Origin of the sequence: Thioalkalivibrio sp. ALMg11 (assembly GCF_000377905.1) — a bacterium.
In the GTDB taxonomy this organism is placed as follows: Bacteria; Pseudomonadota; Gammaproteobacteria; order Ectothiorhodospirales; family Ectothiorhodospiraceae; genus Thioalkalivibrio.
This window is the reverse complement of the sequence record NZ_KB898871.1, coordinates 156,710-177,595: the sequence shown is the minus strand read 5'-3', so window position 1 is coordinate 177,595 and position 20,886 is coordinate 156,710. Positions and strand designations below refer to the sequence as shown.

The following is a 20,886-nucleotide window of genomic DNA, read 5'->3' as shown; positions in this document are numbered from 1 at the left end:
TTAAGAAATGTCGGGGGCTCTTAGAGGCCCGCCATCTTCTTAAGTTCCTCGGCCTTGTCGGTGCGCTCCCAGGGGAGGTCGACGTCTTCGCGGCCGAAGTGACCGTAGGCGGCAGTCGTCTTGTAGATCGGACGCAGCAGATCCATCATCTGGATCAGGCCCCACGGGCGCAGATCAAACACTTCGCGGACGAAGCCTTCGATCTTGCGATCGTCCAGCTTGCTGGTGCCGAAGGTGTCGATGGTGATCGAGGTCGGCTCGGCCACGCCGATGGCGTAGGAGACCTGAATCTCGCACTTGTCGGCGAGGCCGGCGGCAACGATGTTCTTGGCCACGTAGCGGCCGGCGTAGGCAGCGGAACGGTCCACCTTGGACGGGTCCTTGCCGGAGAACGCGCCACCACCGTGACGGGCCATGCCGCCGTAGGTGTCGACGATGATCTTGCGGCCGGTCAGGCCGGCGTCGCCCACCGGGCCACCGATCTCGAACTTCCCGGTCGGGTTGATGTGGAGCTTGTCGTCGGCGACCTGGCTCAGCCATTCAGCCGGCAGGACCTTCTTGAAGATCTCTTCGTAGATCGCTTCCTTCAGATCCTTCTGCGAGATGTCCGGGCTGTGCTGGGTCGACAGGACCACGGCGTCCAGGCCGGCCGGCTTGCCGTTTTCATAGCGCAGGGAGACCTGGCTCTTGGCGTCGGGGCGCAGCCACGGCAGCTTGCCGCTCTTCATCAGCTCGGACTGGATGCGCACCAGCTTGTGGGCGTAGAAGATCGGAGCGGGCATCAGGGTCTCGGTTTCGCGCGCGGCGTAGCCGAACATCAGGCCCTGGTCACCGGCGCCCTGGGTGGCGCGGTCGGAGACGTCGCGGTCCACGCCCATGGCGATGTCGGGGGACTGCTGGCCCAGCACGTTCAGCACGGCGCAGGTGCTGCCGTCGAAGCCGACATCGGAATCGTTGTAGCCGATCTCGTTGACGGTGCCGCGCACCAGGCTTTCGTAGTCGATCTGGGCGCTGGTGGTGATCTCGCCCAGCAGCATCACCATGCCGGTCTTGGTGGCGGTCTCGCAGGCGATACGTGCATGCGGGTCCTGCTCGATGATGGCGTCGACGATGGTGTCGGACACCAGGTCGGCCATTTTGTCGGGGTGACCGGCAGAGACAGATTCCGAAGTAAAGATATAGTCGTTGGACATTAAGCGTTCCTTTTGGGGTCGTTTCTATTTAGTTTTGCGCAAAACGACCTCTAGTGTAACGCGACTCGCAGGATTTTTCTAAGCCCCTCCCCCGCGACGGTCAGGGCATCGGTGCCCCGGCCGGCGGCGAGGGCGCAGCGTGGCGCGGTTTGGGGCCGACTTGCCCCGGTGCTCGAAAGTGGCCAAAATGCACCGCCTTTGATGGGGAGTGCTGCCCGCCGCGCGTTCGCATGGCCGAGAAGGGCCCGCTCCCGCAGGCTGCTCGGGCCCCCGCCGTGCGCTGGCGCGCCGGCCGGTACTGGTGAGCCCTCGTTCGGTCGACTCGTCCGGGTCTGCCGCCGCTGGCGCCTCGCGCCGCCGCCCGCCATCAGCCGAACCCATTACTACTTAGAGCAGGAGATCAGCATGCCGACCCGTAGAGAGCTTGCAAACGCCATCCGCGCCCTTTCGATGGACGCAGTTCAGAAGGCTAATTCCGGTCACCCGGGAGCGCCGATGGGGATGGCGGACATCGCCGAGGTGCTGTGGAACGACTATATGCAGCACAACCCGGCGAACCCGAGCTGGCCGGATCGCGACCGCTTCGTGATGTCCAACGGTCACGGCTCCATGTTGGTCTACTCGCTGCTGCACCTGACCGGCTACGACCTGCCGATGGACGAGATCAAGCAGTTCCGTCAGCTGCACTCCCAGACGCCGGGCCACCCGGAATACGGTTACACCGCCGGTGTCGAGACCACCACAGGTCCGCTGGGCCAGGGCGTCTCCAACGCGGTCGGCATGGCGCTGGCCGAGAAGATGATGGCCGCTCACTTCAACCAGCCGGGTCACGACATCGTTGATCACAACACCTACGCCTTCCTCGGCGACGGCTGCATGATGGAAGGGATCTCCCACGAGACCTGCGCGCTGGCCGGCACCCTGGGCCTGGGCAAGCTGGTCGCGTTCTGGGATGACAACGGCATCTCCATCGACGGCGAAGTCGAGGGCTGGTTCACCGACGATACCCCGGCCCGCTTCGAGGCCTATGGCTGGCACGTCGTGCGCGGCGTGGATGGTCACGACGCCAACGCGGTCAAGGCTGCGATCGAAGAGGCGCGCAAGAACAGCGACAAGCCGAGCCTGATCTGCTGCAAGACCGTGATCGGCTTCGGTTCGCCGAACAAGTCCGGCAAGGAAGAGTGCCACGGCGCTGCCCTGGGCGATGATGAAATCGCGCTGACGCGCAAGGAGCTGGGCTGGGAGCACGGCCCGTTCGAGATCCCGGGCGACATCTACGAAGGCTGGACCGCGAAGGACAAGGGTGCCAAGGCCGAGGCCGAGTGGAAGGAACGCTTTGCCGCCTACAAGGCCGCGCATCCGGAACTGGCCGCCGAGTTCGAGCGCCGCATGGCCGGTGATCTGCCGTCCGACTGGAGCGAGAAGGCCAGCGCCTACATCAAGCAGACCGTCGAGAAGGCCGAGAAGGTCGCCTCGCGCAAAGCCTCGCAGAACGCCATCGCCGGCATGGCCCCGGCCGTCCCGGAACTGTTGGGCGGTTCCGCCGACCTGGCCGGCTCCAACCTGACCATGTATGGCGGCTCCAAGGGTGTCACCCGCGACGACGCCGCCGGCAACTACGTATTCTACGGCGTGCGCGAGTTCGGTATGGCCGCGATCATGAACGGCATCTCCCTGCACGGCGGGTTCATCCCGTACGGCGGTACCTTCCTGATCTTCTCCGACTACGCCCGTAACGGCATCCGCATGTCCGCGCTGATGAAGCAGCGCATCATGTACGTGCTGACCCACGACTCCATCGGTCTCGGCGAAGACGGCCCGACCCACCAGCCGATCGAGCAGACCCCGAGCCTGCGCCTGATCCCGAACCTGAACGTCTGGCGCCCCTGCGACGCGGTCGAGACTGCGGTCGCGTGGAAGGCCGGAATCGAGCGTACCGACGGCCCGTCTGCGTTCATCCTGTCGCGTCAGGGTCTGCCGCACATGGAGCGTGACGGCGAGCAGCTCGCCAACATCGCCCGCGGCGGCTACGTGCTGAAGGATTGCGACGGCACCCCGGACCTGATCTTCATCGCCACGGGTTCCGAGATTGAACTGGCCGTGCAGGCCGCCGACATGCTGAGCGGCGAGGGCAAGAAGGTGCGCGTGGTCTCCATGCCCTGTGTCGAGCTGTTCGACCAGCAGGACCCGGCCTACCGCGAGGCCGTGCTGCCGAAGGCCGTCCGCGCCCGTGTTGCCATCGAGGCCGGCGCGACCACGACCTGGCACAAGTTCACCGGCCTCGACGGCGCGGTATTCGGCCTGGATCGCTTCGGCGAATCCGCCCCGGGTGGCGCCCTGCTCGATTACTTCGGCTTCAAGCCGGAGAACATCGCTCAGGTCGCCCGTGACGTGATGAACGGCTGAGCCCGAATCGATTTCGCTTAAGCAATAAAGAGGAGACTCTCATGTCTATCAAGGTTGGTATCAACGGCTTCGGTCGTATCGGCCGTATGGCCTTCCGTGCCATCGCCAAGGATTTCCCGAACCTCCAGGTGGTCGGCATCAACGACCTGCTGGATCCGGAATACCTGGCCTACATGCTGCGTTATGACTCCGTGCATGGCCGCTTCGAAGGCGACATCAGCGTCGACGGCAACGATCTGATGGTCAACGGCAATCGTATCCGCCTGACCGCCGAGAAGGATCCGGCCGCGCTGAAGTGGGGCGATATCGACGCCGACATCGTGATCGAATCCACCGGTCTGTTCCTGACCGCCGAGACCGCCCAGAAGCATCTGGACGCCGGCGCCAAGAAGGTCGTCATGTCCGCGCCGTCCAAGGACGACACCCCGATGTTCGTCTATGGCGTGAACCATGGTGAGTACGCCGGCCAGAGCATGGTCTCTGCCGCGTCCTGCACCACCAACGCCCTGGCCCCGGTGGCCAAGGTGCTGAACGACAAGTTCGGCATCAAGCGTGGCCTGATGACCACCGTGCACGCCGCCACCGCGACCCAGAAGACCGTCGACGGCCCGTCCATGAAGGACTGGCGCGGCGGTCGCGGCATCCTGGAGAACATCATCCCGTCCTCCACCGGTGCCGCCAAGGCCGTGGGCAAGGTGCTGCCGGAACTCAACGGCAAGCTGACCGGTATGGCCTTCCGCGTGCCGACCTCCGACGTGTCGGTGGTCGACCTGACCGTGGAGCTCAACAGCGACGCCAAGTACGACGACGTCTGCGCGGCCATGAAGAAGGCCTCCGAAGGCGAACTGAAGGGCGTGCTGGGCTACACCGAAGACCTGGTGGTCTCCACCGACTTCCGTGGCTACACCGCTCCGTCCGTGTTCGACGCCGGTGCCGGTATCCAGCTCGACCCGACCTTCGTCAAGGTCGTCGCCTGGTACGACAACGAGTACGGCTACACCTGCAACATGCTGCGCATGGTGGAGCACGTCGCCAAGTAAGACCGGATGGCCGGGCCCCCGGGCCCGGCCATTTCCGTTCTCCCGGGGCCCAGAGGCCTGGGGCCAGTCCCTGCGGGGGCTTGCCCGAAGCCTTTTTCTCTTTCCAACCGTATTTCGAGAGGTACTCCCATGTCTGTCATCAAGATGACCGATCTCGACCTGCAGGGTCGCCGCGTGCTGGTGCGTCAGGATCTCAATGTCCCGGTGAAGGGCGGCAAGGTCACCTCCGACGCCCGCATCCGTGCGAGCCTCGAGACCGTGCAGAAGGCCCTGGATGCCGGCGCGGCCGTGATGCTGATGTCGCACCTGGGGCGCCCCACCGAAGGCGAGTTCTCCGAAGAGGACTCCCTGGCCCCGGTCGCCGAGCACATGGGTGGCCTGCTCGGGCGTGAAGTGCGCCTGGTGCGTGACTACCTCGACGGCGTGGACGCCAAGCCGGGCGAGGTGATCCTGCTCGAGAACGTGCGCTTCAACGCCGGCGAGAAGAAGGACGACGAGGCGCTGGCCAAGAAGTACGCCGCGCTGTGCGACGTGTTCGTGATGGACGCCTTCGGCACCGCCCACCGCGCCCAGGCCTCCACCCATGGGGTGGCCAAGTTCGCCCCGCAGGCCTGCGCCGGCCCGCTGCTGGCCAAGGAGCTGGAGGCCCTGGGCCAGGCCCTGGAGACCCCGAAGCGCCCGCTGGTGGCGATCGTCGGCGGCTCCAAGGTCTCGACCAAGCTGACCGTGCTGGAGTCGCTGTCCAAGGTCGTCGATCAGTTGATCGTCGGCGGCGGCATCGCCAACACCTTTATCGCGGCCCAGGGTCACGGTGTCGGCAAGTCGCTGTACGAGGCCGATCTGGTTGACGAATCCAAGCGCCTGATGGAGGCCGCCCGTGCCAAGGGCGGCGAGATCCCGGTGCCGACCGACGTGACTGTGGGCAAGGAGTTTTCCGAATCCACCCCGGCCGAGACCAAGGCCGTGGATGCCGTTGCGGACGACGACATGATCTTCGATGTGGGCCCCGAGACCGCGGCGACCTACGCCGAGGCCCTGCGCAATGCCGGCACCATCGTCTGGAACGGCCCGGTGGGCGTGTTCGAGTTCGATCAGTTCGCCGGCGGCACCAAGGCCCTGGGCGAGGCGATCGCCGAGAGCAACGCGTTCTCCATCGCCGGCGGTGGCGACACCCTGGCCGCGATCGACAAGTACAACCTGGCGGATCGCATCAGCTACATCTCCACCGGCGGCGGCGCCTTCCTCGAGTTCCTCGAGGGCAAGACCCTGCCGGCCGTCGCCATCCTGGAAGAACGGGCCAAGGGCTGAGGCCCTTGTCCTTACCCGCTGACGGAGACACGCGCGGATGAGACGTACCAAGATCGTAGCCACGCTGGGGCCGGCAACGGACAGCGACGAGGCCATGGAGGCCATCATCCGGGCCGGGGTGGATGTGGTCCGGTTGAACTTCTCGCATGGCGATCCGGATGACCACCGCCAGCGCCTGGCGCGCCTGCGGGCCGCCTCCGAGCGCGCCGGACGTTGCGTCGGCGTTCTGGGCGACCTGCAGGGGCCCAAGATCCGCATCGACCGCTTTCAGGGTGGCAAGGTCCAGCTGGAGGAGGGAGCGCCCTTCGCGCTGGATGCCAACCTGGATCGCGATGCGGGCGACGCCACCCAGGTCGGCTTGACCTACAAGGACCTCCCGGATGACGTGCGCATGGACGACATCCTGCTGCTGGATGACGGCCGCATCGTGCTCAAGGTCACGGGCGTCAGCGGCAGCCGGATCGAGACCACCGTCGAGGTCGGCGGCGAGCTGTCCAACAACAAGGGCATCAACCGCCAGGGCGGCGGCCTTTCCGCTCCGGCGATCACCGACAAGGATCGCGAGGACATCCGTCTGGCGGCCGAGCTGCAGGTGGACTACCTCGCCGTCTCGTTCCCGCGTTCCGCCCAGGATCTGCACTTTGCGCGTGGCCTGTTGAAGGAGGCCGGCTGGGAGGCCGGGATCTGCGCCAAGATCGAGCGTTCCGAGGCCCTGGAGGTGATCGACGAGATCATTGCCGCTTCGGAGGTCATCATGATCGCCCGCGGCGATCTGGGCGTGGAGATCGGCGACGCCGAATTGCCGGGGGTGCAGAAGACCCTGATCACCCGCGCGCGCCGCCTCAATCGTCTGGTCATCACCGCGACCCAGATGATGGAGACCATGATCACGAACCCGATCCCGACCCGCGCCGAGGTGTTCGACGTGGCGAACGCGGTGCTGGACGGCACGGATGCGGTGATGCTCTCCGGCGAGACCGCGACCGGGCGCTATCCGGCGCGCGTGGTCACCAGCATGGACCGAATCTGCGAGGCCGCAGAGCGCCAGCGCGCCGCACGCCAGTCCGACCATCGCATGGATTCGACCTTCGGCCGCGTCGACGAGGCCATCGCAATGGCCACCATGTATACCGCGAACCACCTCGATGTCTCCGCGATCGCTGCGCTTACCGAGTCCGGCTCCACGGCGCTGTGGATGTCGCGTATCAGTTCGGGCATCCCGATCTACGCGCTCACCCAGCACGAATCCACCAGCCGCCGCATGACGCTTTATCGCGGCGTCTACCCGGTGACCCTGAAGCCGATCCCCGAGAGCCACGAAAGCGTGAACCGTGAAGCCGTGAGCTTGCTCAAGGCGGAGGGCGTCGTGCAGGATGGCGAGTTGGTCATCATTACCAAGGGCGACCTGCAGGGCGAACATGGCGGCACCAACGCCATGAAAATCGTGCGCGTCGGCGACCTGGCCTGAACCGCGCACCGCCACAGTCGCACAAGCAAAGAATCGACTTTTTCACTACCTCAGTCCGAATCCCGTAAGGAGGAATTCATGGCTCTAATCTCACTTCGCCAGCTTCTGGACCATGCCGCCGAGCATGGCTATGGCATGCCGGCGTACAACGCCAACAACATGGAACAGGTCCATTCGATCATGGAAGCGGCCGCTGCGGTCGACTCCCCGGTGATCATTCAGGCCTCCGCAGGTGCCCGCAAGTACGCCGGCGAGGCCTTCCTGCGTCACAACATCATCGCCGCCATCGAGCAGTACCCGGACATCCCGGTCGTGCTGCACCAGGACCACGGCTCCGAGCCGGCGGTCTGCCTGCGCTCCATCCAGTCCGGCTTCAGCTCGGTGATGATGGACGGCTCCCTGATGCCCGACATGAAGACCCCGGCCACTTACGACTATAACCGTGACGTGACCGCCAAGGTCTCCGAGATCGCTCACGCCTGTGGCGTGTCCGTGGAAGGCGAGCTGGGTTGCCTGGGTTCGCTGGAAACCGGCATGGCCGGCGAGGAGGACGGTTCCGGTGCCGAGGGCAAGCTGTCCCACGACCAGCTGCTGACCGACCCGGACGAGGCCGCCGACTTCGTGAAGAACACCAAGTGTGATGCCCTGGCGATCGCCATCGGTACCTCCCACGGCGCGTACAAGTTCACCCGTCCGCCGACCGGTGACATCCTGGCCATCCAGCGCGTGAAGGAGATCCACGCCCGCATCCCGGATACCCATCTGGTCATGCACGGCTCCTCCTCCGTTCCGCAGGAGTGGCTGCAGATCATCAACAAGTACGGCGGCGACATGGGCGAGACCTACGGCGTGCCGGTCGAAGAGATCCAGGAAGGCATCAAGCACGGCGTGCGCAAGGTCAACATCGACACCGACCTGCGCATGGCCTCCACCGGTGCGGTGCGCAAGTTCCTGGCCGAGAACCCGAAGGAATTCGATCCGCGCAAGTTCCTGAAGGCCTCGACCGCCGCGATGAAGGACCTCTGCCAGGCCCGTTACGAGGCCTTCGGTTGCGCCGGCATGGCGTCCAAGATCAAGCCGATCTCCCTGGACGACATGGTCAAGCGTTACCTGTCCGGCGAGCTGGATCCCAAGGTCAACTGATCCTGCGGATTGCAGCACGAAAAAGGGGGCTTCGGCCCCCTTTTTTTGTGCCATGATGAGCCTATTCGTTAGGGAGACGCCGACGCATTCGCGCGGCCGCGTCTCCCTTGGCCTTTCTGGAGGTTTCCGCGATGCAACGACTGGTCCTTTTCTGCCTGACGACCCTGGTGCTTGCCGCCATGGTGGGGAGCGCTCACGCGAACCCGTTCAGCCGCGAGATCGATCCGCAGGACATCATCGATCGCGCCCAGGCGACGGTGGAGAACATGGCGACCCATCCCGAGTACGAGTCCCTTAAAGAGGACCTGCGCGACGCCCGCGGCGTGGTGATCTTCCCGCGCGTGGCCCGTGGCGCCTTTCTCGTGGGCGGTTCCGGAGGCATCGGCGTGTTCCTGGCCTGGGACGACGAGCGCGGCGATTACTCGCCGGTGGCGTTCTACTCCCTCGGCTCGGTCAGCTTCGGCATGCAGTTCGGCGGTGACGCCGCCGAGGTGGTGATGGTCGCGCGCACCCAGGATGCGGTGGATTCCATGTTCGGGTCTGCCATTCGCCTGGGTGGCGATGCCTCGGTGGCTGCCGGTCCGGTGGGTGCCGGGCGCAGTGCCACGCCGACCGCCGACTTCCTGTCCTACTCGCGGGCGCGGGGCGCCTACCTGGGCATGAGCTTCTCCGGTTCGCGCATGACCGTGCGGGACGACTTCAACGAGGCGTACTACGGCGAGTCACAGCGCCCAGTGCACATCATCGAGACTCGCCGCGTGGACAGCGAGGGCACCCGTGCCCTGCGCGAGACCCTGGCCGGGTTCCGGGGCGATGCTGCCGCGGAGGAAGCCCCTGAGGCCTCCGGGTCCCGCAGTCAGGAGCGCGAATCCTCCGGCGGCGTGCGCCCGGACAACTTCGAGGTGGAGAGCTTCTGAACCAGGGCCTCGCGGGTGATGCCTTCCGCTGACTCGATGATCGGGGCACTCGTGCGAGGGCGCAGGGCGGCCGCATTGTCGAGGCGCGGGTCGGCGTCCGCCCGGCGCCGGTTGAGCACGATCCCGGCCAGCTGGAGATCGCGCCGCTCCAGGGCCTCCAGGGTCAACAGGCAGGTGTTCAGCGTCCCCAGCCGATCTTCGGCCACCAGCAGTACTGGCAACCCCAGGGCCTCGGCGAGGTCCGCATTCAGACCATCCGCGCACAGCGGCGAGTAGAAGCCCCCCGCGCCTTCCACCAGTCGCGGCCCCGTGCCGTCGGAGGTGCAGGCCGCGGCCAGCTCCGCCACCGTCAGGCGCACGCCCTGGTTCGCTGCGGCCTGGTCCGGGGCGATGGCATCGGGAAAGCGCCAGGGCGTCACGCGCTCGATCGCGGTGTCCGGAAGTCCCGCGGCGCGGGTCAGATTCAGGCCGTCCTCCGGTGTCAGTCCGTTGGCACCCATCGGGCAGCCGGATTCCACCGGTTTTCGCGGCTGCGGGTGCAGACCGCGTTCCCGCCAAAGCTGCAGCAGGGCGCAACTGACGAAGGTCTTGCCGACGCCGGTATCGGTGCCGGTGACGAACAGGCCTGTCATGCTGAGTCGCGGGTCAGGCGCTCCGAGGCCTCGCGGTAGCGCGCCGCGGTCTGTTGCACCACTTCCGGGGGCAGTTCGGGGCCGGGCGCCTGCTTGTCCCAGTCCAGCGTCTCCAGATAGTCGCGCACGTACTGCTTGTCGAAGGATTCCGGGCTGGTGCCCGGCGCGTAGCGGTCGGCCGGCCAGAACCGCGAGGAATCCGGAGTCAGTACCTCGTCGATCAGATGCAGGCTGCCGGCGGCATCGACGCCGAACTCGAACTTGGTGTCCGCGATGATGATGCCGCGTTCGGCCGCGTAGTCGCGTGCCATTGCGTAGATCGCGAGCGCCGCATCACGCACCTGCCGCGCCCGGTCCTCGCCAATGGTCGCCACCACGGAATCGAAGTCGATATTGGCGTCGTGGTCGCCGACATCGGCCTTGGTGCTGGGGGTGAAGATCGCCTCGGGGAGCTTCGAGGCGAGTTCCAGGCCGGCCGGTAGCGGGATGCCGCAGACCGCGCCGCTTGCCTGGTAGTCCTTCCAGCCGGAGCCGATCAGGTAGCCGCGTACCACCGCCTCCACCGGCAGGGCCTCGAGCCGGCGAATCACCAGGCTGCGTCCTTCCAGCGGGGCGCGAATGGCCGGGTTCGGGATCACCTGTTCCAGCGGGATATCGGTCAGCTGGTTGGGGATGCCCAGCTCGCGCTCCACCTTGTGCATCCAGAACTGCGTGATCTCGGTCAGCACCCGGCCCTTCTCTGGCACGGCAGTGGGCAGGATCACGTCGAAGGCGGACAGGCGGTCGGTGGTGACCATCAGCCAGTGGTCGGCGTCCACCGCATAGAGATCGCGCACCTTGCCGCGATGGACGAGTTCCAGGTCGGGGATATGGCTTTCGAGCAGGGTGTCAGTCATGCCGCGATTCTACCGGGCGCGGGCTTTGTGCACCACGAAGCGCACGAAGAGACGAAGAAGAACCAGGCAAGGGCGATCTACAGGAAGACGGGAAGGTCGGAAGGTTTTAATGGTGAGACCAACGCGGGCCCGCGCTGCGTCCTGAATCGCCCGCGGGCTCACGAATAGCGTTCAAATCATCTTTCTTCCGGCCTTCTTGCCTTCCTGTGAATCCTTTTTCTTCGTGCCTTCGGGGGGCTTCGTGGTTCGCATGGGTGGTGCGCATGGCTTGTCGGGTGGGGCCGGGGTCGCTATCGTTCGGGCCATGACTGAGATGGCAGGCAATTCGGCGGCGCCTCGCGTGGGCGTCGTGATGGGGAGCACCTCCGACTGGGCGACCATGGAGCGGGCGGTGGATGTGCTGGACGAACTCGGGGTCCCGTTCGAGGCCCGGGTGGTGTCGGCCCATCGCACGCCGGATCTCCTGTTCGAGTATGCGGAACAGGCGCGCGCGCGTGGCCTGCAGGCGATCATTGCCGGGGCCGGCGGGGCGGCGCACCTGCCGGGGATGCTGGCATCCAAGACCCCGGTGCCGGTGCTCGGGGTGCCGGTCGCCTCGCGCCATCTGAAGGGGCAGGACTCGCTGCTCTCCATCGTGCAGATGCCGCGCGGCATCCCGGTGGCGACTTTCGCCATCGGCGAGGCCGGTGCGGCGAATGCCGCCCTGTTTGCGGCCGCGATGCTGGCCAATAACGATCCCGATTTACGCGACCGTCTGGATGCCTTCCGCCAGTCCCAGAGCCAGGCCGTGCTGGGGCAGACCCTGCCGCCGGACCCGTCATGATCCAGCCCCCCGCGACCCTCGGGCTGCTCGGTGGCGGGCAGCTCGGCCGCTATTTCGTGGAGGCCGCACAGGGCATGGGTTATACCGTATGGGTCCTGGACCCGGACCCGGCCAGCCCGGCCGGGCGGGTGGCGACGCGGCACCTGTGCCAGTCCTTCGACGACCCGGAAGCGCTGCAGGCGCTGGCCGGGGCGTGCGCGGTCATTACCACCGAATTCGAGAACATCCCGCCGGCGGCAGTGGAGTGGCTGGATGCGCATGCCTGTCTGCGCCCGGGGCCCCGGGCCCTGACCATTGCCCAGGATCGCCTGGAGGAGAAGGCCTTCCTCGGCGAGATTGGCGTGGCGGTGGCGCCCTGGCAGGCGGTTCCGGCCGGCCAGACGCCCGAGGTGCGAACCGACGCGGGAGGGCTGACGTTCCCCGCCATCCTGAAGACCGCGCGTCTGGGATACGACGGCAAGGGCCAGGTACGGTTGACGCAGGCCGACGAGCTGCCCGCGGCGCATACCGAACTGGGGCAGGTGGACTGCGTGCTGGAGACCCGGGTCGAGTTGGACCGTGAGCTCTCGGTGCTGGTGGCACGCACTGCGGACGGGGCGAACGAGGCCTTTCCGGTGGCGGAAAACGCCCATCATGCGGGCATCCTGCACCTGACGCGGGTGCCGGCGCGGGTCGGCGACGAGCCGCGCGAACGCGCCACGGCCATCGCCCGGCACATCGCCGAGCAGCTCGACTACCAGGGGGTGCTGGCGGTGGAGTTCTTCCTCACGGTGGAGGGCGAGTTGCTGGTTAACGAGATCGCCCCGCGCCCGCACAACTCCGGGCACTACACCCAGGACGCTTGCACGGTCAGCCAGTTCGAGCAGCAGGTGCGCGCGGTCTGCGGGCTGGGGCTGGCCCCGGCGTTGCTGACGACCCCGGTGGCGATGGTCAACCTGCTGGGCGACCTGTGGCCCGCTGGTGAGGAGCCCGACTGGCGGGGCGTGCTGACGGCCGGCCGTGCACGACTGCATCTGTATGGCAAGGCCGAGGCCCGGACCGGGCGCAAGATGGGGCATGTGAACGTGCTCGGCCTTCCGGGCGAGGACGACGTCGGCGCCGCGACTTCCACTGCCGAGGGCCTGTGGCAGGGCCTCGCCGAGGCTGTGGATCTGACTATGGACGGAGGGGTGGCATGAAGGAGAGCTTCCCCACGATCCAGGCGCGGCGTACCCGTCAGGCGGAGCTGAAGCGCGACCTGGAATTCGAGGACACCCTGGCCGGAGAACACCTGCGGTTCCGCACGACCTGGGGCCTGTTTTCGCCGCGCCGGATCGACGACGGCACGCGGATGCTGCTGGACCGCATCGAGGTGGGACCAACGGATGCCTGCCTGGATCTCGGCTGCGGCTACGGCCCGATCGGCCTGACGCTGGCGCGCAAGGCGTCGCAGGGCCACTGCACGCTGGTGGACACGAACTTCCTGGCGGTGGAGTACAGCCGGCGCAATGCCGAGCTGAACGGCATCACCAATGTCGATTGCGTGACCAGCAACGGCTTCGCGCAGATCCGTGACCGGCGTTTCGATCTGGTTACGTCGAATCTTCCGGCCAAGGTGGGGCGCGAGATGCTCTACACCTACCTGCTGGACGCCCATGAGCAGATGAACCCGGGTGGACGCATCTATGTCGTCACCATTACCGGGTTGCGGCGGTTCATCGAGAAGGGGTTCAAGGAAGTGTTCGGCAACTACGACAAGGTCAAGCAGGGCCGCGAGTACACCGTCGCGGCCGCGGTGCGCGAGCCCGACTGAGCATGGTCGAGGGGGCGGGCGAACTGCCGGCCGCGCTCCGGGTGCTGTCCGCTGTGCTGCTAGGCGTGGGCATGCTGGTGGCGCTGCGGCGCATGCCCTGGGAGGCCTTCTTCGTGCCCGGCCGCGCCCAGCTGTTCGTGATCGCCACGCTGTGCCTGCTGCTGATCTGGAGCATGCGGGCGCAGACCCTGGACGGGCTGGCCCTGCATTTTCTTGGCATGACCACCGTGACCCTGATGTTCGGCTGGCAGCTGGCGATCCTGATGGTCTTCCTGGTAGTGGCAATCCTGGCCCTGTTCGGCGTGCTCCCTCTGGCCGCTTTCCCGTTGACGGTGCTGCTGGCGGGCATCCTGCCCGTCGTGGTCACCTGGGGGCTGCTGCGGCTGTCCGAGGCGCGCCTGCCCGCGCACATGTTCATCTATCTCTACGCCGTCGGTTTCCTGGGGGGCGCGTTGTCGGTGGTCGCCACCGTGCTGGCCTCGGCGGCGATCTACGGGCTGTTCACCGAGCTCGCCTGGGCGGATATCCATCGCGACTACCTGCGCTACCTCGCCCTGCTGGTGCTGCCCGAGGCGGTGATCAACGGCATCGTGATTACCGGCCTGGTCATGGTGCGTCCCGAGTGGCTGGCGACCTGGTCGGACGAGCGTTACATCCACGGACGCTGACATCGCGATCGGCGGCATGAGGCGCCCTGCGGGTATTTCCTTGTTTGGTTCTATGTTAATGCACCATTCAGGAAAGCCCTGCTAACGTTTGCATCAAGACGGGGCGACGACCCTGTCCAGGAACTTGAACGAGGAGACCACAACAATGAAAACCAAGCTGTTCGTGCTGGCCGGTATTGCCGGTAGTGTCCTGATGCTGTCCAGTGCGGCCCAGGCCGCCGATATCCAGGCCGGTCAGTCCATGTACCAGAACACCTGTGCCAGCTGTCACGGTGCCCAGGGCATGGGGCAGGCGATCTTCCCGGCGCTGGTCGGCCAGGACGCGGACACCGTGGCCGGCCTGCTGGAGCGCTATCGCGCCGGCGAGGAAGTCGGCGATCACACCGCCCTGATGCGTCCGCAGGCCCAGGGGTTGAGCGATGACGACATCGCCAACCTGTCCAACTACATCGCGACCGAGTTCAACTGATCCGGGCGCCTTGTTAAAGGCGAGCGAAGGCAACGAAAGGGCCGGGGTTTCCCCGGCCCTTTTGCGTTGGAGGGCCGCTCGTTGCGACCACTGGCTTTTGCCTGGCATCCCGGCATCCGGTAAAGTTCGGCGATTCCGAGAGCACGGTCGACGGTCGGCCCTGCTTCACCAGCGATCCCTGCGAGGCTTTCCATGGCACAACCCGATTTCATCGCTCCGTCCATCCTCTCCGCCGACTTTGCCCGCCTGGGCGAGGAAGTCGACAACGTCCTGGCCGCCGGTGCCGACACCGTGCACTTCGACGTGATGGACAACCACTACGTGCCCAACCTGACGATCGGCCCGCTGGTCTGCGATGCCCTGCGCAAGCACGGCGTGACCGCGCCGATCGACGTGCACCTGATGGTCAAGCCGGTGGATCGCATCATCCCCGACTTCGCCCAGGCCGGCGCCAGCTACATCACCTTCCATCCGGAGGCGTCGGACCACATTGACCGCACCCTGCAGCTGATCCAGGCCGAGGGCTGCAAGGCCGGGCTGGTGTTCAACCCGGCGACCCCGCTGTCCTATCTCGACTACGTGATGGACAAGGTCGACATGATCCTGCTGATGTCGGTGAACCCGGGCTTTGGTGGCCAGAAGTTCATCCCGAATACCCTCGACAAGCTGCGCGCCGCGCGCAAGATGATCGACGACTCCGGTCGTGACATCCGCCTCGAGATCGACGGAGGCGTGAAGGTCGACAACATCCGCGAGATCAAGGCCGCTGGCGCCGACACCTTCGTCGCCGGGTCCGCGATCTTTAGTGCCAGCAGCGATTCCGACCCGCACTGCTACGACAGCATCATCCAGCAGATGCGCGACGAGCTGGCCAAGGCCTGAGAATCGACGGCCACCGGAGACCGGGATGTCCCTGAAACGCCCCCGCATGATCCTGATCGATCTGGACGGCACGCTGATCGACAGTGTGCCGGATCTGGCCTATAGCGTGGATGCGATGATGCGCGAGCTGGGCCTGCCCGAGCGGGGCGAGCCAGCCGTGCGCAACTGGGTCGGAAATGGCGTGGAGCGGCTGGTGAAGCGGGCGCTGGTCAACGACCTCGACGGCGAGCCGGACACGGAGCAGTTCGAGCGTGCGCTGCCCGTGTTCATGCGCATCTATCAGGAGAACACGGCCGGGCGCTCGCCGCTTTATCCGGGCGTGCGCGAGGGGCTGGACCAACTGAAGGCCGCGGGATACCGGCTGGGCTGCGTGACCAACAAGGCCGAGCGCTTCACCGTGCCGCTATTGCGCGAGAAGGGTCTCCTCGACGACTTCGAGATCGTGGTCGCCGGCGACGCCCTGCCGCAGAAAAAGCCGGATCCGGCCCCGCTGCTGCACGCGGCCGAGAAGCTCGGCGTGGATCCGTCCGAGGCGCTGATGGTCGGGGACTCGAAGAGCGACGTGAAGGCTGCGCGCGCGGCCGGCTTCCAGATCGTCTGCATGACCTACGGCTACAATCATGGCAATGACATTCGCGACGAGAACCCGGACGCGGTGCTCGATCGCCTGGACGAGCTGCCGGACCTGCTGCCCGCCCGGGCGGCCTGAACCGCATGTCGGCAACGGACCGGACAGCGGGGCGATGGCGAGACGGCGAATGAACCGCCGCGCCATCCACCCCCTTCGTCTGGAATCGTTGTGATGACCCCCGAACAGTTCGATCAGCTGGCCCGCGAGGGCTATAACCGCATCCCGCTGGTGCGCGAGGTCCTGGCGGATCTCGAGACCCCGCTGTCCATCTTCCTCAAGCTGGCCAATCGGCCGTATTCCTACCTGTTCGAGTCCGTGCAGGGCGGGGAGCGCTGGGGGCGTTATTCCTTTATCGGCCTGCCGGCGCGCACCCTGGTGCGCGTGCATGGCCACGACATCACTGTGGAGACCGGCGGTGCGGTGGTGGAGCAAACCACCGAGACCGACCCGCTGGCCTGGATCGAGGCCTATCAGGCGCGCTTCAAGGCCGCGGAGTTGCCGGGGCTTCCACGCTTTACTGGTGGTCTGGTCGGCTACTTCGGCTTCGAGACCGTGCGCCTGATCGAGCCGCGCCTGGAGGGCCCGGAGAAGCCGGACGCCCTGGGGTTGCCGGATATCCTGCTGATGGTCTCCGAGGAGGTCGTGGTCTACGACAACCTCTCCGGGCGGCTGTATCTGGTGGTCCATGCCGATACGACGCAGGCCAACGGCCAGGCCGTGGCCGCCGCCCGCCTGGACGAGCTGGAGACCCGCCTGGGTGAGCCGTTGGTGCCGCCGGAGGATCCGCCGCATCCGCACGCGGTGCCGGAGTATGTGTCCGGCTGGTCGTCCGCGGGCTTTCAGGCCGCGGTCAAACGGGCGCAGGAATACATCATGGACGGCGACGTGATGCAGGTGGTGCTGGCGCAGCGCATGAGCGTGCCGTTCTCCGCGCCGCCGCTGAACCTCTACCGTGCCCTGCGGGCGCTGAATCCGTCGCCCTACATGTACTACCTCGACCTTGACGACCACCACGTGGTCGGTGCCTCGCCGGAGATCCTGGTGCGCCTGGAGGACGACCGCGTGACGGTGCGCCCGATCGCCGGCACCCGCCCGCGCGGGCGTACCGAGGAGGAAGACCGCGCGCTGGAGGCCGAGCTGCTGGCGGATCCCAAGGAGCTTGCCGAGCACCTGATGCTGATTGACCTCGGGCGCAATGACGTCGGCCGGGTCTGCGAGATCGGCTCGGTGGAGGTGACCGACACCATGAGCATCGAGCGCTACTCGCACGTGATGCACATCGTCTCCAACGTGGAGGGGCGGCTGGCCCCGGGCCACTCGCCGATGGACGTGCTGCGCGCGACCTTCCCGGCCGGGACCGTCTCCGGCGCGCCGAAGATCCGCGCGCTGGAGATTATCGACGAGCTGGAGCCGGTCAAGCGCGGGCCCTACTCCGGTGCGGTGGGGTATCTCTCGTGGTCCGGCAACATGGATACCGCGATCGCGATCCGCACCGCCGTGCTGCACGACGGGGAGTTGCATATCCAGGCGGGGGCCGGTGTGGTCCACGACTCGGTGCCGGAAAACGAGTGGCAGGAGACCCTGAACAAGGGGCGCGCGGTGGTGCGCGCGGCCGAGACCGCCCTGGGCGGTCTGGGACCCCGGCGCCACCGCGACTGAGGGTCGTGACGATGCGCGGCACTGGCCTTCGCATCCTGTTGCTGGTCCTCGGGCTTTGGTTGCTGCCGGGGCTGGCGGCGGCGCAGATTGTGGTGCTGGTGCCCGGTGGCTGGGATCGCGGCGACGGCTTTCGCCAGGCCGGATTCACCGCGGCCCTGAACGCCGCCGGTTATGCCGATGGCGGGCGTGCCCGCGCAAGTGCGGGTACCACGCGATTCGATCGCGCCCCCGACCCCGCCGTACGCCAGTTCTATACCGTGGATCTGCCAACCGGCGTGGCACCACCGGACCGGGCGCGGGCGCTCGGCCGGGTGGTGGATGGCCTGACCCGGCGCCATCCCGGCCGCGAGCTGGTGCTGGTCGGGCATTCCACCGGCGGGGTCGTGGCGCGCGAGCTGCTGGTGCGTCAGCCGCACCCGGCCATCTCCACCCTGGTGACCTTCTCCGCGCCGCATGCGGGGGGTGGCTGGTCCGCGCTGGCGCGTTCGGTGACGGATGCGCTGGCCGATTCCCCGCTGGGGCTGTACGCCCCGTTCGCCGGCGTGCAGGGGCTGCACCGGCGCGAAGGGCTGTGGGGCCCGGAGGGTGGTTCGCCGGATGCGATGCATCTGGAGTGGCTGAACACGCAGGCGCATCCGCCCATCCGCTATGTCTCGGTGGTGCGCCTGGCCGACCCGTGGGTGGATGCCGCCAGCCAGGACATGAACCGCCTCCCGGCCCTGCGCGGAAGGGCTCACACCCTGCCCAGCCCTGGCGGGCACCGGTTGGAGGCCGCCGATGGCACCCTGCTGGTGGCGCTGTTACTGCCGCGATGAACGCGCATGGTTTCGCCAGCGCGATTGCGGTTGCGGGGCAACCACCCCGGGACCCGGGGTATGCTTTGACCCTGCCGGGGCGCGCATGACCTCGGCTTTATTCGTCTGCCCCGTTTCTTTCGGCCTCCAGGGAGGCTTGCCATGATCCTGATGCTCGACAACTATGACTCGTTCACCTTCAACCTGGTCCAGTACCTGGGCGAGTTGGGGGCGGAGGTGGTGGTGCACCGCAATGACTGCATCACCCCGGAGCAGATTGCGGAGCTCGACCCCGCCGGCATCGTGATCTCCCCCGGCCCCTGCACGCCGAACGAGGCGGGGGTGTCGCTGGAGGTGATCCGGCGCTTTGCCGGACAGATCCCGATCCTCGGGGTCTGTCTTGGACACCAGGCGATCGGCCAGGTCTTTGGCGGTCGCGTGGTGCGCGCCCGCGAGATCATGCATGGCAAGACCTCGCCGGTTCATCACACCGGGGTCGGGGTGTTTGCCGGGCTGGAGAATCCGCTGGAGGCCACGCGCTATCACTCGCTCGTGGTCGACGCCGCGAGCCTCCCGGAATGTCTGGAGGTCACCGCCTGGACCCAGCGCGAGGACGGCTCGCGCGACGAGATCATGGGCCTGCGCCATCGCGAGCTGGATGTCGAGGGCGTGCAGTTCCACCCGGAATCCATCCTGACCCGCCAGGGCCACGAACTGCTCGGCAACTTCCTGAGTCGCCTGCCCCAGCCGGCGTGAAGCACGGGGCAATCGACACCCCTCCACGCGGCACCCGCTGCTCGGTTTTGGCGGCAGGAAGGGCCCGCCTGGCCGTGCCCGCTGACGGCATTGCGGCTCGCACCGCTCGCGTGGCGACCTGTCGTTCGCCGTGTACGGTTGCTGCACACGCTCGATTCCGGCGCGCATGCTTCGCTTGAGGGGCGCCGCCACGGAACGCCGCACGCGGCTGCGCTTCGCCCTGCTGGTGGCGCCGCTGTCCATGCTGGCGCCGTTCTCGCTGGATACCTATCTGCCCTCGTTTCCGGCGATGGCCGAGGCCCTGGCCGTGGACAGCGTGGCCATGCAGGCGACGCTGTCGGCCTATCTGGTCGCGTTCGCCGTCGCTACCCTGATTGCCGGCCCGTTGTCGGATGCCTATGGCCGGCGCCCGGTGGTGTTGTGGGCCCTGCTGGCCTACGTGCTGACCTCGGCGTTGCTGGTGGTCGCGGTGGAGTACTGGCAGGTGCTGGCGCTGCGCATGGGGCAGGGGCTGGCGGCGGCGGCCGGGGTGGTGGTCGGACGGGCGCTGATCCGCGACCGCTTCGATCCCACCGATGCGCGGCGGGTATTCGCGCTGGTCACCATGATGTTCGCGGTCGGGCCGGCGGTCGCGCCGATCATCGGTGGCTGGCTGCAGGCGGCCTTTGGCTGGCGCTCGGTGTTCGCCTTCCTGATGCTCTACGGCGTCTTCCTGCTGTTGGCGGTGCGCGCCTGGATGCCGGAGACCCTGCCGCCGGTGGGCCGCGTCTCCAGCCACCCGCGCCCGGTCATCCGTGGCTACCTGGGCACGCTGCACAACCCGGCCTTCCTGTTCCCGGTCGCGGTCCATGCGGGGATGTTCGGGGCGATGTTCCTGTTCATTGCCGCGTCCCCGACCATCATCTACGAGCACCTGCAGGGCGGGGAGCAAGATTTCTGGTGGTTGTTCGGGCCGCTGGTCGCCGGACTGGTGGTGGGCGGCTTCGTCGCCGGGCGTGTGGCCGGGGTGGTGAGTCCGCGGCGGGCCGTGGCGATCGGGCTCGGGTTGTCCGGGCTGTCGCTGGCGCTGGTGGGCCTGGCGGTGCTGGCCGACGGCCCGGTGGCCGCGATCACGGGGCCGTTCGCGCTATACAGCTTCGCCCTGGCCACGGCGATGCCGTCGCTGACCCTGCTGGCGCTGGATTGCTATCCCGGCGCGCGCGGCATGGCTGCGGCCATGCAGGCCTTCGTGCAGCTGGGCTTCAGCGCGCTGCTGGCGCTGTTCCTGGTCGACTGGCTGGACGACGCCATGGGCCACCTGGTCCTCGCCGCGCTGCTGATCTGGGCCCTGGCGTTGGTCGTCTGGCTGGTCGCGCCGGGCGGTGGTCGTGCGGGCACCGCGCGGACGTTACACTAGCCGCTTCGATTTT

20 protein-coding genes are annotated in these 20,886 nt (G+C 67.0%); 17 read left to right on the top strand and 3 right to left on the bottom strand.

Going from position 1 to position 20,886, the window contains the following annotated elements:
* Nucleotides 1–20: 20 nt before the first annotated feature.
* Complete coding sequence (gene metK / locus D578_RS0100885) at nt 21–1,193, bottom strand: methionine adenosyltransferase (protein ID WP_018948133.1); 1,173 nt, start codon at nt 1,191–1,193, stop codon at nt 21–23.
* 405 nt (nt 1,194–1,598) lie between these two features.
* Here metK and tkt point away from each other — a divergent pair, with 405 nt between their 5' ends.
* The 6 genes from tkt (at nt 1,599) to D578_RS0100855 (ending at nt 9,475) form a co-directional block, all read left to right on the top strand.
* Nucleotides 1,599–3,599 carry a transketolase gene (gene tkt, locus D578_RS0100880; RefSeq protein ID WP_026289101.1) on the top strand — a complete coding sequence of 667 codons (2,001 nt, stop codon included), beginning with the start codon at nt 1,599–1,601 and terminating at the stop codon, nt 3,597–3,599.
* A gap of 41 nt (nt 3,600–3,640) precedes the next feature.
* Nucleotides 3,641–4,639: a type I glyceraldehyde-3-phosphate dehydrogenase gene (gene gap, locus D578_RS0100875; RefSeq protein WP_018948131.1), complete on the top strand. Its 999-nt coding sequence runs from the start codon at nt 3,641–3,643 to the stop codon at nt 4,637–4,639.
* 129 nt (nt 4,640–4,768) lie between these two features.
* Nucleotides 4,769–5,947 (top strand): phosphoglycerate kinase, encoded by a 1,179-nt coding sequence (locus tag D578_RS0100870; RefSeq protein ID WP_018145140.1) that lies wholly within the window; start codon nt 4,769–4,771, stop codon nt 5,945–5,947.
* Nucleotides 5,948–5,984: 37 nt separating this feature from the next.
* Nucleotides 5,985–7,415 (top strand): pyruvate kinase, encoded by a 1,431-nt coding sequence (gene pyk / locus D578_RS0100865; RefSeq protein ID WP_018948130.1) that lies wholly within the window; start codon nt 5,985–5,987, stop codon nt 7,413–7,415.
* A 78-nt stretch (nt 7,416–7,493) separates the two neighbouring features.
* Nucleotides 7,494–8,558 (top strand): class II fructose-bisphosphate aldolase, encoded by a 1,065-nt coding sequence (gene fba / locus D578_RS0100860; RefSeq protein WP_018948129.1) that lies wholly within the window; start codon nt 7,494–7,496, stop codon nt 8,556–8,558.
* A gap of 131 nt (nt 8,559–8,689) precedes the next feature.
* The gene (locus D578_RS0100855; protein WP_018948128.1) at nt 8,690–9,475 is read left to right on the top strand and encodes a lipid-binding SYLF domain-containing protein; all 786 of its coding nucleotides are present in this window, start codon (nt 8,690–8,692) and stop codon (nt 9,473–9,475) included.
* Here the strand turns inward: D578_RS0100855 and bioD are convergent.
* Nucleotides 9,415–10,107, bottom strand: coding sequence for a dethiobiotin synthase (gene bioD, locus D578_RS0100850; protein WP_018948127.1), 693 nt, complete (start codon nt 10,105–10,107; stop codon nt 9,415–9,417). The two genes, D578_RS0100855 and bioD, sit on opposite strands and share 61 nt — an antisense overlap.
* Nucleotides 10,104–11,003 (bottom strand): phosphoribosylaminoimidazolesuccinocarboxamide synthase, encoded by a 900-nt coding sequence (locus D578_RS0100845; RefSeq protein ID WP_018948126.1) that lies wholly within the window; start codon nt 11,001–11,003, stop codon nt 10,104–10,106. The genes bioD and D578_RS0100845 overlap by 4 nt, the downstream gene beginning before the upstream one ends.
* A gap of 313 nt (nt 11,004–11,316) precedes the next feature.
* Here D578_RS0100845 and purE point away from each other — a divergent pair, with 313 nt between their 5' ends.
* The 11 genes from purE (at nt 11,317) to D578_RS0100790 (ending at nt 20,873) form a co-directional block, all read left to right on the top strand.
* Nucleotides 11,317–11,826 carry a 5-(carboxyamino)imidazole ribonucleotide mutase gene (gene purE / locus D578_RS0100840; protein WP_018948125.1) on the top strand — a complete coding sequence of 170 codons (510 nt, stop codon included), beginning with the start codon at nt 11,317–11,319 and terminating at the stop codon, nt 11,824–11,826.
* Nucleotides 11,823–13,004 carry a 5-(carboxyamino)imidazole ribonucleotide synthase gene (locus tag D578_RS0100835; protein WP_018948124.1) on the top strand — a complete coding sequence of 394 codons (1,182 nt, stop codon included), beginning with the start codon at nt 11,823–11,825 and terminating at the stop codon, nt 13,002–13,004. Before purE ends, D578_RS0100835 begins: the two co-directional genes overlap by 4 nt.
* Nucleotides 13,001–13,618, top strand: a complete 618-nt coding sequence (locus D578_RS0100830) for a class I SAM-dependent methyltransferase (RefSeq protein ID WP_018948123.1) — start codon at nt 13,001–13,003, stop codon at nt 13,616–13,618. Before D578_RS0100835 ends, D578_RS0100830 begins: the two co-directional genes overlap by 4 nt.
* Before the next feature lie 2 nt (nt 13,619–13,620).
* Nucleotides 13,621–14,286, top strand: a complete 666-nt coding sequence (locus D578_RS0100825) for an energy-coupling factor ABC transporter permease (protein ID WP_018948122.1) — start codon at nt 13,621–13,623, stop codon at nt 14,284–14,286.
* A gap of 145 nt (nt 14,287–14,431) precedes the next feature.
* Nucleotides 14,432–14,755 carry a c-type cytochrome gene (locus tag D578_RS0100820; protein ID WP_018948121.1) on the top strand — a complete coding sequence of 108 codons (324 nt, stop codon included), beginning with the start codon at nt 14,432–14,434 and terminating at the stop codon, nt 14,753–14,755.
* A 192-nt stretch (nt 14,756–14,947) separates the two neighbouring features.
* Nucleotides 14,948–15,637, top strand: coding sequence for a ribulose-phosphate 3-epimerase (rpe, locus tag D578_RS0100815; protein ID WP_018948120.1), 690 nt, complete (start codon nt 14,948–14,950; stop codon nt 15,635–15,637).
* Nucleotides 15,638–15,662: 25 nt separating this feature from the next.
* Nucleotides 15,663–16,346, top strand: a complete 684-nt coding sequence (locus tag D578_RS0100810) for a phosphoglycolate phosphatase (RefSeq protein ID WP_018948119.1) — start codon at nt 15,663–15,665, stop codon at nt 16,344–16,346.
* Between the two features lie 93 nt (nt 16,347–16,439).
* Nucleotides 16,440–17,927, top strand: coding sequence for an anthranilate synthase component I (gene trpE, locus D578_RS0100805; RefSeq protein ID WP_018948118.1), 1,488 nt, complete (start codon nt 16,440–16,442; stop codon nt 17,925–17,927).
* 11 nt (nt 17,928–17,938) lie between these two features.
* The gene (locus D578_RS0100800; RefSeq protein ID WP_018948117.1) at nt 17,939–18,742 is read left to right on the top strand and encodes a triacylglycerol lipase; all 804 of its coding nucleotides are present in this window, start codon (nt 17,939–17,941) and stop codon (nt 18,740–18,742) included.
* A gap of 141 nt (nt 18,743–18,883) precedes the next feature.
* Entirely contained in the window at nt 18,884–19,477 is a 594-nt protein-coding gene (locus tag D578_RS0100795; RefSeq protein WP_018948116.1) for an aminodeoxychorismate/anthranilate synthase component II, read from the top strand.
* Nucleotides 19,478–19,643: 166 nt separating this feature from the next.
* On the top strand, nt 19,644–20,873 hold the full coding sequence (locus D578_RS0100790; RefSeq protein ID WP_018948115.1) for a multidrug effflux MFS transporter: 1,230 nt from the start codon (nt 19,644–19,646) through the stop codon (nt 20,871–20,873).
* Nucleotides 20,874–20,886: the final 13 nt, after the last annotated feature.